This window comes from Bradyrhizobium sp. CCH5-F6, from assembly GCF_001556045.1.
In the GTDB taxonomy this organism is placed as follows: domain Bacteria; phylum Pseudomonadota; class Alphaproteobacteria; order Rhizobiales; family Xanthobacteraceae; genus Bradyrhizobium.
The window spans coordinates 140,079-153,514 of sequence record NZ_LSIC01000012.1 but is presented as its reverse complement, the minus strand read 5'-3'; the positions used below and the strand labels follow the sequence as shown (position 1 = coordinate 153,514).

12 protein-coding genes are annotated in these 13,436 nt (G+C 65.4%); 4 read left to right on the top strand and 8 right to left on the bottom strand.

Annotated features, from left to right (window positions below):
- Positions 1–12 precede the first annotated feature (12 nt).
- Together AX729_RS01585 and AX729_RS01580 are read right to left on the bottom strand one after the other, a co-directional pair.
- Positions 13–783 (bottom strand): SDR family NAD(P)-dependent oxidoreductase, encoded by a 771-nt coding sequence (locus tag AX729_RS01585; RefSeq protein WP_061020144.1) that lies wholly within the window; start codon positions 781–783, stop codon positions 13–15.
- A gap of 172 nt (positions 784–955) precedes the next feature.
- Positions 956–1,243, bottom strand: a complete 288-nt coding sequence (locus AX729_RS01580) for a hypothetical protein (protein ID WP_061020143.1) — start codon at positions 1,241–1,243, stop codon at positions 956–958.
- Positions 1,244–1,658: 415 nt separating this feature from the next.
- Between AX729_RS01580 and AX729_RS01575 the strand changes: the two genes are divergently transcribed.
- Positions 1,659–2,903 (top strand): efflux RND transporter periplasmic adaptor subunit, encoded by a 1,245-nt coding sequence (locus AX729_RS01575; RefSeq protein WP_061020142.1) that lies wholly within the window; start codon positions 1,659–1,661, stop codon positions 2,901–2,903.
- A gap of 29 nt (positions 2,904–2,932) precedes the next feature.
- Positions 2,933–6,049, top strand: coding sequence for an efflux RND transporter permease subunit (locus tag AX729_RS01570; protein ID WP_061020141.1), 3,117 nt, complete (start codon positions 2,933–2,935; stop codon positions 6,047–6,049).
- 3 nt (positions 6,050–6,052) lie between these two features.
- On the opposite strand, the gene AX729_RS01565 is transcribed toward AX729_RS01570, so the two are convergent.
- The 5 genes from AX729_RS01565 to AX729_RS01545 all read right to left on the bottom strand — a co-directional run bounded on the left by AX729_RS01565 (position 6,053) and on the right by AX729_RS01545 (position 10,834).
- Positions 6,053–7,015, bottom strand: coding sequence for an amidohydrolase family protein (locus tag AX729_RS01565; RefSeq protein ID WP_061020140.1), 963 nt, complete (start codon positions 7,013–7,015; stop codon positions 6,053–6,055).
- Positions 7,016–7,067: 52 nt separating this feature from the next.
- A complete protein-coding gene (locus AX729_RS01560; RefSeq protein WP_061020139.1) occupies positions 7,068–7,625 on the bottom strand; it encodes a P-loop NTPase family protein in 558 nt (185 codons plus the stop codon).
- A 28-nt stretch (positions 7,626–7,653) separates the two neighbouring features.
- Positions 7,654–9,051, bottom strand: a complete 1,398-nt coding sequence (locus AX729_RS01555) for a TolC family outer membrane protein (protein ID WP_061020138.1) — start codon at positions 9,049–9,051, stop codon at positions 7,654–7,656.
- Positions 9,052–9,271: 220 nt separating this feature from the next.
- The gene (locus AX729_RS01550) at positions 9,272–10,051 is read right to left on the bottom strand and encodes an enoyl-CoA hydratase (protein ID WP_061020137.1); all 780 of its coding nucleotides are present in this window, start codon (positions 10,049–10,051) and stop codon (positions 9,272–9,274) included.
- A gap of 138 nt (positions 10,052–10,189) precedes the next feature.
- Positions 10,190–10,834: a hypothetical protein gene (locus AX729_RS01545; protein ID WP_061020136.1), complete on the bottom strand. Its 645-nt coding sequence runs from the start codon at positions 10,832–10,834 to the stop codon at positions 10,190–10,192.
- Positions 10,835–11,123: 289 nt separating this feature from the next.
- Between AX729_RS01545 and AX729_RS01540 the strand changes: the two genes are divergently transcribed.
- Entirely contained in the window at positions 11,124–11,669 is a 546-nt protein-coding gene (locus AX729_RS01540; protein WP_061020135.1) for a sigma-70 family RNA polymerase sigma factor, read from the top strand.
- Between the two features lie 2 nt (positions 11,670–11,671).
- Positions 11,672–12,298 carry an NrsF family protein gene (locus AX729_RS01535; RefSeq protein WP_061020134.1) on the top strand — a complete coding sequence of 209 codons (627 nt, stop codon included), beginning with the start codon at positions 11,672–11,674 and terminating at the stop codon, positions 12,296–12,298.
- Positions 12,299–12,309: 11 nt separating this feature from the next.
- On the opposite strand, the gene AX729_RS01530 is transcribed toward AX729_RS01535, so the two are convergent.
- A complete protein-coding gene (locus tag AX729_RS01530) occupies positions 12,310–13,413 on the bottom strand; it encodes a DUF2336 domain-containing protein (RefSeq protein WP_061020288.1) in 1,104 nt (367 codons plus the stop codon).
- Between the last annotated feature and the right edge of the window lie 23 nt (positions 13,414–13,436).

Below are 13,436 nucleotides of genomic sequence, written 5' to 3'. Positions count from 1 at the left end.
CAAACCGGGCCCTCAAAAATTCACCCGGTTCGAGATCGCCCCATCCACGACGAGATTGGATCCCGTCGTGAAGCCCGACACCGGGCTTGCCAGAAACACTGCCGCGCTCGCGATCTCCTGGGGCGTTGCCATGCGTCCCGTCGGGTTGCGGCTCATCGCATCCTTGTAGCGCTCGGGCATGTTCTGCTCGATCATCTCCCAGACGCCGCCCTTGAAATAGACCGTGCCGGGCGAGACCACGTTGACCCGGATCTTCTTCTTCGCATGTTGCCGCGCAAGCCCCTTGGCCATGTGGATCAGCGCGGCCTTGATCGGGCCGTAGGAGCTCGCCGTGTCCGCCTGCGCCGCGGAGATCGAGGAGATGATCACGAAGGCCGCATCGCCGCGGCTTGCGCCGCTGGCTTCGAGGAACGGCCGGGCAGCATCGAAGGCGTGCACGGCACCGAGCACGTCGAGCCGGAAGTTCTGCTCCCATGACGCGGGATCGCCGCCCTGCGCCATCGCGCCGGCATTGGAGAACAGCATGTCGATGCCGCCGAGCTCTTTCGCCGCAGTCTCGATCCAGGATTTCAGTGCCGCGCCGTCGGTCACGTCGACCGGGCTGCCGGTGGCCTTGATGCCGCTCGCCTTCAGCTCCGCAACAGTGGCCGCGACCTGATCGGCATTGCGCGCGCACACCGCGACATTGGCGCCTTCACCGGCCAGCGTCGTCGCGATCGCCCGCCCGATGCCGCGCGTGCCGCCGAGCACGATGGCGTTCTTGCCTTTGAGACCGAGATCCATTGTTAGCTCCTTATTTGGTGCTGCGAGTGCAGCTGTTTCGACAAGTATGCTGAACTATCCAGTTCGTCATTGCGAGCGTTGCGAAGCAATCCAGAAATGCGTCCGAGGCAACGGTCTGGATTGCTTCGTCGCAAGGGCTCCTCGCAATGACGCGGTGAGAGGCTCGCACCTCTCACTCCGGCGCCGCTCCCACCGGCGGGCCGCCGGGCGGCCGGTGCAGGAAGGTCAGCGAGGCATAGGCGCCAACCCATGAGCCGATCGCGGCGAAGGCGACGTAGAAGGCGTTCTCGGTGTAGCTGATCACCGCGTAAGAGGAGAGCATGTACCAGATCGCGCTCCAGGTCGCGGCCGGCACGCGCTTGCGCGCGACCACGGCCGAGGTGAACATCACATAGACCGCGTCGGTGGCCGCCGTTGCGACGAATACGGCGCCTGCGGTGAGGGGATCGATGGTGGCCATTGCAATCCTTCTCGTGCTGATGAACGGTCGCGAAAACTAGAGCATGATCCGGAAAATCGTGCAGCCGTTTTCCGACGGGGGGCATGCTCAAACTTGAAGGGCGAGAAGCGGCCATGAAGCCGTACATGCTGCGTTCATCGAGAGCATGCCATCTGCCTTCGGCACGTTAAGCGTGCAGCATTCGGTCCTGCCGTCGATGACGCCGGCGCAACGGAGAGGTGCTGCGATGCCGCTCCGCAGTCATCCGGCGCGGTGGCCGGCGCGAAGCTGACATGAAGCTGACATGTCGCAGAAATTTAACGTAAACGGAAAGGCGCGAAGCGTTTTTTAGGTTGTTTGTAATCCCAATTCGGCACTATTAGCGCGACCGATAGGCAGGCGTCTGCCGAGATCGTCGCAAACACGACCGGGCTCCATGGCAGTTGAAAATACGATGCGATGGCAGGTGTTCAGAAAACCGCAGATGATCGCATCTGTCGTTCTGCTCGCTCTTGCCGGTGCCGGGGCCTACGGCTTCCTTTCTTCGGCACCCAAGGAAAAGAAGCACTCCGAGATCTCCAGCCAGTCGCGCAGGAATGCGCAGACATTCACGCCCACGCCGTCCGAATGGGCGACGCTGACGATCGAGCCGGTCAAGGCGAAGAGCTTCCGGGCCGAATATGTCACCGAGGGCAAGGTCGCAGTCGACGAGGACCGCTCGACGCCGGTGTTCTCGCCCTATGCGGGCCGGGTCACCAAGCTGCTCGCCAAGCCCGGCGAAATGCTGAAGCAGGGTCAACCGCTGTTCACGATCGAGGCCGCCGACACCGTACAGGCCCAGAACGATTTCATCGCGGCGATGACTTCGCAGAACAAGGCGAAGTCCGCGCTCGAGCTTTCCGACATCCAGTTCAAGCGCGCCAAGGACCTTTATGAAGGCCATGCCATTCCGCTGAAGGATTACCAGCAGGCGGAAGCAACCCAGGTCCAGGCGCAGAACGACATGCGCTCCTCGGCGACGGCGCTGGAAGCCGCACGCAGCAAGCTGCGTATCCTCGGCTTCACCGACGAGACCATCAAGGCGTTCCAGGACAAAGGCACGATCGATCGGGAGATCACGGTCTATTCGCCGATCTCCGGCACGGTCGTGCAGCGCAAGATCGGGCCCGGGCAGTACGTCAATTCCGGCGCCAGCGATCCGGTCTTCGTGATCGGCGACCTCTCCACCGTCTGGCTCACCGCCTTCGTGCGCGAGAGCGATGCGGCCGCGGTGTGCATCGGGCAGGACATCACCGTCAACGTGATGGCGCTGCCGGGCCGGCCGTTGACCGCCAGGATCAATTACGTCGCCGCCGCGATCGACCCCGCCAGCCGCCGCCTGCTCGTCCGCGCGACCATCGACAACAAGGACGGCCTGCTCAAGCCGGAGATGTTCGCGAACGTCACGATCTATTCGGCCGGCGACCGCGCCGCGCCGGCGGTGCCGAAGCAGGCGTTGATCTATGAGGCCGACAAGGTCCGCCTCTGGGTCGCGCGTGACGACAAGTCGGTCGAGCTGCGCCAGATCAAGACCGGTCTCATCAACGGCAACCTCGTCGAGGTCACCAGCAATCTGAAGCCCGGCGAGCAGATCGTCACCAAAGGCAGCCTGTTCATCGACCGCGCGGCGTCCGGCAGCTGATCGACGACCCAGGAAAATTGAAGACCTGAATGGATCGTCTCGTTGCCCTTGCCGTCAACCGGCGCTTTCTGATGGTCGGCATGTTCGTCGCCGTGCTCATCGGCGGCCTGATCGCGTTCAACCAGCTCAACATCGAGGCCTATCCCGATCCGACACCGCCGATGGTCGACATCGTCACGCAAAGCCCGGGCCTGTCGGCGGAGGAGATCGAGCGCTACATCACGATCCCGATCGAGACGCAGGTCGCGGGTTTGAAGAACCTCAAGTCCATCCGTACGATCTCGCTCTACGGCCTCTCCGACGTCAAGCTCCAGTTCTCTTTCGCCTACACGTATGACGAGGCCTTGCAGCAGGTCTTGAACCGGCTGGCGCAGCTCGCGCCGCTGCCGGGCAACGTGCAGCCGCAGATCTCCCCACTCAGCCCGATCGGCGAGATCTTCCGCTATCGCCTGGTCGGCCCGCCGAACTACAGCGTGCTCGATCTCAAGACCATCCAGGACTGGATCCTTCAGCGCCGCTTCCGCGCCGTACCCGGCGTCATCGACGTCACCGGCTGGGGCGGCAAGAGCAAGACCTACGAGCTCCAGGTCGACTTCAACAAGCTGGTCGCCAACGGCCTGACGCTGCCGCAACTGCTCCAGGCCGTCGGCAATTCCAACGTCAATGTCGGCGGTAACACCGTCGATATCGGCCAGCAATCGGCCGTGGTCCGCGGCGTCGGACTGATCCGCTCGATCGACGACCTCGCCAACACCATGGTGGCCCAGACCGGCGGCAATCCGGTGCTGGTCAAGGACGTCGCAACCGTCACGATCGGTCAGAAGCCGCGTCTCGGCATCGCCGGTCTCGACGACACCGACGACATCGTGCAGGGAATCGTCCTGATGCGCCGCGGGGAGCAGAGCTCGCCGACGATCAAGCGCGTCCACCAACTCGTTCAGACCATCAACAACTCCGGTATCCTTCCGCCCGGCGTGCGCATCGAGCGCATCTACGACCGCGGGGACCTGATCGAGCTCACGACCCATACCGTACTGCACAACATGGTGGTCGGCATCTTGCTGATCGTGCTGTTGCAGTGGATATTCCTCGGCAATCTCCGAAGCGCGCTGATCGTCGGCGCGACGATTCCGTTCGCGCTGTTCTTCGCCGTGATCATCCTGGTGCTGCGCGGGGAATCGGCGAACCTGTTGTCGGTCGGCGCGATCGATTTCGGCCTGATCGTCGATGCCACCGTCATCATGGTGGAGGCGATCTTCCGCCGCCTGACGCAGACGACGCCGATCTCGGAATCCGGGCATATGTCGTCCGAGACGCTGTTCGGAATGAAGAGCCACGCCATCCTCAGCGCGGCCGCCGACGTCTCACGCTCGATCTTCTTCGCCGCGGCGATCATCATCGCGGCGTTCCTGCCGCTTTTCACGCTGTCGGGGGTCGAGGGCAACATCTTCGGGCCGATGGCCCGCACCTACGCCTACGCGCTGGCCGGCGGACTGCTTGCGACGTTCACCGTCACGCCGGCGCTGTCCGCGATCATCCTGCCGGCGCATGTCGAGGAGACCGAGACCCGGGTCATGCAGTTCCTGCACCGGATATATTCGCCGTTGCTGCATTGGGCGGTCGCCAATCGCACCATCGTGCTCGGCGGCGCCCTCGGCCTTGTGCTGATGACGGTGGCGCTCAGCCGGCTGCTCGGCCTCGAATTCCTGCCGAAGCTGGAGGAAGGCAATCTCTGGATTCGCGCCACGCTGCCGCCGACCATCTCGCTCCAGGAAGGCAACAGCTACGTCAACGAGATGCGCAAGGTGATCCGCGCCCGGCCCGAGGTCGAATCCGTCGTATCGCAGCACGGCCGTCCCGACGACGGCACCGACGCCGCCGGCTTCTTCAACGCCGAGTTCTTCGCGCCGCTCAAGCCCGTGAGCCAGTGGCCGGGGACGCGCGACAAGGAGGAGCTGACCGCCGAGCTGCTCAAACAGCTCGACGATCGCTTCCCCGGCGTCGAGTTCAACTTCTCGCAATATCTCCAGGACAACGTCTCCGAAGCCGTCTCCGGGGTGAAAGGCGAGAACTCGATCAAGCTGTTCGGCAGCGATCTTCAGGCGCTGACCGACACCGCCAACAAGATCAAGTCGGTGCTGGCGACCGTGCAGGGCGTCACAGACCTCGCGGTGTTCACCTCGCTCGGGCAACCGACCGTCCAGATCGACATCGACCGCGCCAAGGCCGCGCGCTACGGCTTGGCGCCGGGCGACATCAATGCCACGATCAAGGTCGCGATCGGCGGCGACACCGCAGGCGACATCTACGAGCCCGGCAGCGACCGTCACTTCCCGATCATCGTGCGCCTCGCGCCGGAATACCGCAGGAGCGCGGAGGCGATCCAGAATTTGCGGATCGGCGCGCCCGGACCGAACGGTACCGTCACGCAGATCCCCTTGAGCGAGGTCGCCACCATCAGCCTGGTCTCGGGCGCGGCCTACATCTATCGTGAGCAGCAGGAGCGCTATCTGCCGATCAAGTTCTCGGTGCGCGAGCGCGACCTCGGCAGCGCGATCCGCGAGGCCCAGGACAAGATCGCCGAGCAGGTGCAGCTCCCGCCGGGCTCGCACATGGAATGGGTCGGCGAGTTCGGTAACCTCCAGGACGCGATCCGGCGTCTGTCGATCGTAGTGCCGATCTCACTGGCGCTGATCGGCGTGCTGCTCTGGTTCAATTTCGGCTCGATGACGGACACGCTGCTCGCGATGAGCGTGATTCCGATGGCGATCTTCGGCGGCGTGCTGGGGCTGTTGATTTCCGGAACGGCGTTCAGCGTCTCCGCGGCGATCGGCTTCATCGCGCTGTTCGGCATCGCCGTGATGGACGGCATCATCATCCTGTCGCAGTTCAACCAGCTCATCGAGGAGGGCATGGACCGCATGAGCGCGGTGGTGCGCACCGGCGAGCTTCAGCTCCGCCCCGTGCTGATGACCTGCGTCGTCGCGGGCGTCGGCCTGTTGCCGGCGGCACTGTCGGAAGGCATCGGCTCGCAGGTGCAGAAGCCGCTCGCGGTGGTCGTCGTCACCGGCATGATGCTGGCACCGGTCGTGATCCTGGTCACCTTGCCGGTCCTGATCTCGTTCTTCTCGCGCCATGGGCGCTGACCGTCAGAACCCGTACAGCTGCGCCGGATTGTCGACGAGGATCTTCTTGCGCACATCTGCCTGGGGCGCCCACACCGGAAGCTGGTTGAGCAGGCGGCCGTCGTCGATCTGGTAGAGCGGCGCGATGTCGGTGGGCTTGCGTCCCTCGACGCGGCTGGAATCCGGATGCGGCCAGTCGGTTCCCCAGACGATGCGGTCCGGATTCGCCGCGATCAGCGCGCGGGCATAGGGCATCATGTCCTGATAGTCGGGTGCGAGCTTCGACGAGCGATAGGCGCCGGAGATCTTCACATAGGCCTTGCCGGATTCGACGAGCGCGATCAGGTCGGCAAATCCGGGTTGCTCCAGGCCGAGCGAAGCCTCGAGACCCCCGAAATGGTCGAACACGACGGGTACCGGCGCAGTCTCGACGAGGTCCTTGATCGCCGAGATCATCGCCAGCGAGGTGTAGAGCTGCACGTGCCAGCCGCGCGCTTTCATACGCTCGACAGCGGCGGTGAAGCGGGGCCGGCCGACATTGGGGTCATTGACGCCGCCGGTCGCCAGATTGAGGCGGATGCCGCGGAAGCCGTCTCGATGCATCGCATCGAGTGCGCTCTCCGTCGTCTTGTCGTCGATCACGGCGACCCCCCGCGCGGTCGCGCCGCGCGCCTTCATGCCGAACAAGGTGGAGGAATTGTCGGTGCCGTAGACGCTCGGCGTCACGATCACCACGCGCTCGATATGCAGCGCCTTGTGCAGCGCCGCCATTTCTTCGGGGCTCGCCGGCTCCGGCGTATAGACGCGCCCCGCGAAGAACGGAAACTTTTCAGGATCGCCATGAATGTGGGTGTGACAATCGCAGGCATGGGCCGGGACGTCGAAATTGACCGGCGTCGCGGGCTGTGCCGCGCGGGCGTGGGCTTTGCTGGTCATGGCTGCTCCGGCGGCAAGGGAGGCAAGCAGGATGCTGCGTCGGCTGAGCATGGTTTCTCTCCCTGTTTTTGTGGTTTGGCAGCCGCAACGGGACGGTATCACATCAGCCGGGCAGCGGATGCGCTTCGCTGCATAGCTGCTCGACGAGGTCCGCAAGCGGGCGTGAGCCGTCAACGCGCACGACCGGGCACGGCAGGCCCGCGAGCCAGGCCTCATCTTGTGCGAGACTGCGTCCCTCGCGATCGCCGGCTTCGTAGCGCGAGGCCCATTCGACGAACGATTTCGTCTGCTCATGACGCCAGCCGCCCTGTGCGACGGCATCAGCTCCGAAATGCGCAGCCTCGCGGCTACGCAGGCGCTGCAGGCGAAGCTCGCGCGGCGTCGTCACGAAGACGACAAGATCGAAGAACAGGACGAGCTCGTTGCCCCAGCCGGTGACGGTTCCGCTCTGCACCCAATCGAGGCGCGGCAGAAACATCTCGTGCATCAGGCGCAAGCGCTCGGCGGCGGGGCGCGTCGTCTGGTAGGGCGGCACGGTCGGCAGCCAGAAATAGTCGTCGGTGTCGTGATGCGGCAGCGCAAGCCGGCCGGCAAGCGCGCGACCGAGCGTCGTCACGCCGGAGCCCGAAGCTCCCATCAGATGGATGCGGCGGCTCTTCATCGGCGCAGGCCAGTTGGTTTGAAACCAGCTACTGGCCGGACGGCGTGCGCAGGCCGTGCCAGGCGTCGCGGACCTGGTGGTAATGCACCTCGGGCAGATAGTCCGGCGTGTTCAGGTTCAGCGTCTTGACGTCGAGATGGCCGATGGCGCTGAGCAGCGTGTAGGAGGCGATCACCCGGTCGCGTTGCGCGCCGATCAGACGGGCCTTCGCCTGGATCAAATCGGCTTGCGAGTTCAAGACGTCCACCGTCGTGCGTTGTCCGCCGGAGGCTTCGCGCTGCACGCCCTGGAGCGCCACGGTCGCGGCCTTCACCTCGGACTCCGAGGCCGAGACCGCAACCTTCGCGCCTTCATTGGCAGCCCAGGCGCTCACAGCCGCCGTGCGCGCCTGGTTGCGTATCTGGTCGAGCACGAGCCGGCTCTGCGCCGTGATCTCCTTGGCCTGGCGGGTCTGCGCTGCGGCCTGGCCGCCGTCGTAGATCGGGGCGGTGACATTGGCGACGATCGAGGCCTGGTCCTCGGCGAAGGTGCCGAGCGTCGGGTCGTTGTTGCGACTCTTGCTGGCGCTGCCCTGGATGGTGGCGCTCGGCAGCAGCGAGCCTTCCACGATGCGGATGTTGGTGGAGGCAACGTCGACGTCGAAGCTGGCGGCCATCACCGCCGGGTGCTGGCGGATCGCCATGGTCATGGCGTCCTCGCGGCTCTTCGGCAGATAACGGTCGACAGCCTCGGCCGCCCGAAGCTGCGACGGCGCATTGCCGATCACTTGCGCATAGGTCGCCTGGCTGACGGCGAGCGCGACCTCCGCCGCATTGAGATCGGCAAGGCCGCGGTTGAGACGCGCCTCGGCCTGGGCAGAGTCGGTGGGTGTGACGTCGCCGGCATTGAGGCGGCGCTGGGTGACCGCGAGTGTTTCGCGCAGGAAGGCGACGTTGGAGCGCTGTGCCTCGACCAGCGACTGGTTGGCGAGCACGTTGGTGTAGGCGGTAACCGCATCGAGCAGCACGCCCTGGCCGACATTACGCAGCGCCTCGCGGCCCGACTGCACCTGGAGTTCGGCGGCCCGCACGCTGTTGGCGGTGCGGAAGCCGTTGAACAGGGTCTGCGTCACGGTGACGCCGATGATCCAGGGTTTCAGGTTTGCGGTCTGAATGGTGTTGTCCGGCAAAAGGTTCCGGACCGATTGCAGGCCGGCGCTGAGGCTAGCCACGATCTGCGGCCGGTAACCGGCCAGTGCCTGCGGCACGTTCTCGTCGGTGGCGCGCTGGCGCGCGCGCTCGGCATTGAGCTGCGGATTGGTCTGGTAGGCCTTGGCAAGCGCCTCCGGCAGGGCTTCGGCCCATGCAGCGCAGGGCAGGGCGCACGAGAGCGCCAGTGTGGTCCATGTCGCAAGCGCGCGACCCACGCCCGATCGACGTCGCTTCATCACGCGACCAGCTCTGGCGGTACGCCCAATCATGTAATTCCGCAAAACCCTGGCTATGCGCCCCCGCCGATGGTGGCCTCTTAACTGTTAAACCAGCCGGGGTCGCGCAGGCAAACTGCCGCGGGGGAAACCCCCATGTATTCCGTGCTTGTTGCAGAGGCGTCACAGCCGTTTTGGGCAAAACGCCAGAGCCTTACACCTGCCTGACCGGTCGCTGGCGCTACCTGTTCTTGTTCACCGGCTTGCGCTTCTCGATGAATGCCGCCATGCCCTCGGAGCGGTCTTCCAGCGCAAAGGTCGCATGGAACAGGTTGCGCTCGACGCTCATGCCCTCGGCAAGCGTGGTCTCGAAGGCGCGGTTCACCGCTTCCTTGGCCATCGCGGCTGCCGGGCGCGACATCGCGGCGATCTTCTCGGCTGCCGCCATCACTTCGTCCATCAGCTTGTCGGCGGGGACGATGCGGCTGACGAGGCCGGAGCGCTCGGCTTCCGCCGCATCCATCATCCGGCCGGTGAGGCAGAGGTCCATTGCCTTGGACTTGCCGATCGCGCGCGTCAGGCGCTGGGTACCGCCGATGCCGGGAATCGTGCCGAGCGTGATCTCGGGCTGGCCGAACTTCGCGGTGTCCGCGGCGATGATGAAATCGCACATCATGGCGAGCTCGCAGCCGCCGCCCAGCGCATAACCGGCAACCGCCGCGATCGTCGGCTTGCGGCAACGCGCGACTCGGTCGCCGCCGATCGCGGCAAAATCCTCCGAGAACATGTCGATGAAGGCCTTGGGCTGCATCTCCTTGATGTCGGCGCCGGCGGCAAAGGCCTTCTCGTTGCCGGTCACGACGATGCAGCCGATGGCGTCATCGGCCTCGAGATCGTCGACCGCCGCGGCGATCTCGCGGAAGACGCCGAAGGAGAGCGCGTTGAGCATCTTCGGCCGGTTCAGCTTGATGATGCCGACCGCACCGATGGCTTCGACGATGATGTGTTCGAACGTGCTCATGCTCCACCCACGCTTTTGATTGAGCGGGCAATGTGCCCGCTGGCGCGGTGGGCTTCAAGAGGCTACGGGCCGCCGGAACGCGACGCGACGAGAGGCGGGTTCCGGACGAGGTCCGTCAGGCCGGTGCGCGGCCAGCGATCACGCCATGAACATCCGCGCGGCGGACACCAGGGTCAGCAGCGTGCCGACGCCGATGAAGATCTTGCCGATCAGGGAGCTCTGGTCCCAGGCCGAGCTCTGCTGGCTGCTTGCCATCACCGGCGCCGGACGTGGCTGCGCCTCGGTTGCGGCAATCACCGCCTTCTGCGCTGGCGGGCTCTCCTGCTGCAGGGCGCGATCGATGTCGTTGAGCTGATCGGGCGCGACGACCTGGCTTTCGGGGTTTGCCGCGTTGGTATTGTCTGCGGCGGCCTGGACATTGTCGCTGGCGCGGTTCGTCATGGCCGAGGCGGCGGCGGCAGGCGGCGTATCGGCGGCGAGCTGCGCATTTGCGTTGGCGACCTCCGGCGGCATCTGGCTCGACGCCGGCACCTCATTGCCGGCCTTGTTGTCGTTCTTGGCCTCGTCGGCCTTCGCCGCGGCGTCCTTCTTGTCGGATTTCTGCGTGGCCTTGCTGGTGCGGCGCGAGTCATGGCGCCGCTGCTTGGCCGTGTCGGCCTGCTTGTCCGCACTGTCCGACTTATTGCTTGCGGCCGAACTCGGCGCCGCCTGTGCAACGCTCCCGAACAGCAAGAATAGCCCGGACAAGACAATCAGGGCCGCGCGTGCGCTGGCATTCTTCATGTTGACGATCTCCCCAATTCCGCCCGTCCCGGCAGCGAACAGAGACCCCGGGGCGTGACGACAGCGGGGCAGAAAATGGGAATCTTCGGGCTAGACCCGGCAAAAACGGGGCAATTTGTTTGAATTGTTGTCGCCGGATGCGGAACGAGCCGATCGATGTTATGAGCCGTCGGAGATCTCTGCGGCCGCATTGATCGCGTGGCTCGGCCGTTGATCACGATTTCGTGATCTGATGGGTGTCCGCGTAACAAATTGAAAGAGCGGCCGAATTGCATGGTGAGGGGCGCGGGTGCGCGGACGTGAGGACGAATGGACCGGCCTGATGCGGTCGGCCATGGCTGGCGATGACGCGGCGTATCATCGCTTGTTGAAGGAAGTCACGCCGGTGCTGCGCGCCGCCGCGAGGCGCGGCCTGGCGCGGGCAGGCCAGCCTCCCGACCAGGCCGAGGATATCGTGCAGGAGATTCTGTTGGCGGTGCATCTGAAACGGCACACCTGGGACAGCGAAGCCCCCTTCGCGCCCTGGCTGTTCGCGATCGGCCGGAACAAGCTGATCGACGCGCTCCGCCGCCGCGGCAGGCGCGTCTTCGTCAACATCGACGATTTCGCCGAGACGCTGCCGGGCGAGGCGCCGCAGGAGACCGCCTCGGCTGGCGAGGTCGCCGCGCAACTGGGCACGCTGCCGCAGCGCCAGCGCGACGTGTTGCAATCGATCGCGGTCGAGGCCGCCTCGATCAAGGATACGGCGGCAAAGTTTTCGATGAGCGAGGGGGCGGTGCGGGTCGCGCTGCATCGCGGACTTGCGGCACTTACGGCCAAACTGCGGGACCATTAGTCATGGATACCGATCAACTCATTCGCACGCTCGCAGCCGACAACGCGCATCGCGCGCCGCGAGTCGGCGCCGTGCTGACGATGGCGCTGCTGGTGGCTGCACCCTTGTCGATCCTGATCTTTGCGACGTTCCTCGGCATGCGTGCCGACGTGATGAGCGCCATGCGCAACCCGTTCTTCGACATGAAGTTCGCGGTGACGCTGTCGCTCGCAATCCCCGCGATCATCGTCAGCCTGCATCTGTCGCGTCCAGAGGCCCTACTGCACGGCTGGGGCTGGCTGTTGCTGCTTCCGGTCGGGTTGCTCGCTGTGGCGATCGGCAGCGAAGCGATGATGGCGCCGGCCATGCCGATGACGATGCGCCTGATGGGCAAGAACTCCAGGGTGTGCCTGGTCGCGATCCCTGCGATGTCGCTGCCGCTGCTGGCGGGGGCGCTGTTCGGCCTGCGCCACGGCGCACCGTCGCGTCCCGCGCTCGCCGGCCTGGTGTCGGCCGGGCTCGCCGCGACCCTCTACGCCTCGCACTGCACCGACGACTCCCCGCTGTTCGTCGCGACCTGGTACACGCTCGCGACCGCGGTCGTGACCGCGATCGGCGCGCTGGCGGGATCCAGAGTTCTTCGCTACTAGCCGCGCCGGCTTCACGCAGCCGGCGTCGTATGCAGCTGCATGCGGTGGAAGCGCAACACCTGCTGTGCAGTCGAGGCGCGCAGGGCTTCATAGGTGTCGCGCAGCGTCAGAATGTCGGTCTGCGACCCGCCGGAGAGCTTCTCACGCATGGCGATGATGGCGCGCACGCTCGACCATTGCATGCCGGCGACCTTGGCGAGGATCATCACGCCTTCGGTGCGGTTCTCGATCATCATGGTCTCGGCGGTCTCGACCGCGACGCCTGCGAGTGCAGCCAGCCCCGCATTGGTCTCGTCGAACTTGCCCTGCTCGGCGAAGGTTGTGACCTGGAACTCGTTGAGCCGTCCGTCGTCGTGCAGCGATTTCACCAGCGCGCGGGCCATCTCGGTCTGCTTTGTCATCGTGGTGGCGCGAACCCGTTGCGCCGCTTCCTGCACGGCGTTCGACACGTCGTCCGCGAGCTCGGGATGCGCGGCCGCGAGTTTCCTGCGTACGCTCAAGGATGCCTTGGCGACCAGCCTCAAATAGTGATGACGTGGCAGGTCAGGCCGCAGGCCGATGCAGCTGGCGAGGTCGTCGTCGCGTTCGGCGCGGATGACGAGGTCGGTGAGACTTCCCTCGGAGAGCCGCGCGCCCGGATTGCTGACGGTCGACTGCACCACGTCCTCGTTGCCGCGCGTCACCAGCACGTCGCTCAGAGCTTCCGAAAGCACCCGCCGCACCGAGATCGCCTTGAGATGCGCCTGACCCCTGGTGCGCGCGATCTCGATCAGCGTGTCCTCGTCCAGCCGTTCCGATTTCGACAGCACGGGCCCGGAGACCTCGATGACCTCGTCGAGCGCGAGCGTGCGGATGATCTCCGGCGGCGCATCCGCGATCGGGGCGAGGCGTTCGGCGAGCAGCGCCCTGGCCGACGTTTCGATCTGCGCGATCAGGCACTGGAACACGTCGTCGAAGACGCGGATGTGGTCGTCGGAATAGTCTACCGCGTTGCCCACGAAGAGATCGGTGACGCGGCGCAGCGTCTCGACCCGGCGCGCAACGGTGCCGTGCGCGAGGGAGGCCTGCAATTCCTCGAGCAGGTTTTCGGATGATCTTGCGGTTCTGGATTTCATGGCCCTGTCCTGGAGCGTTCCCG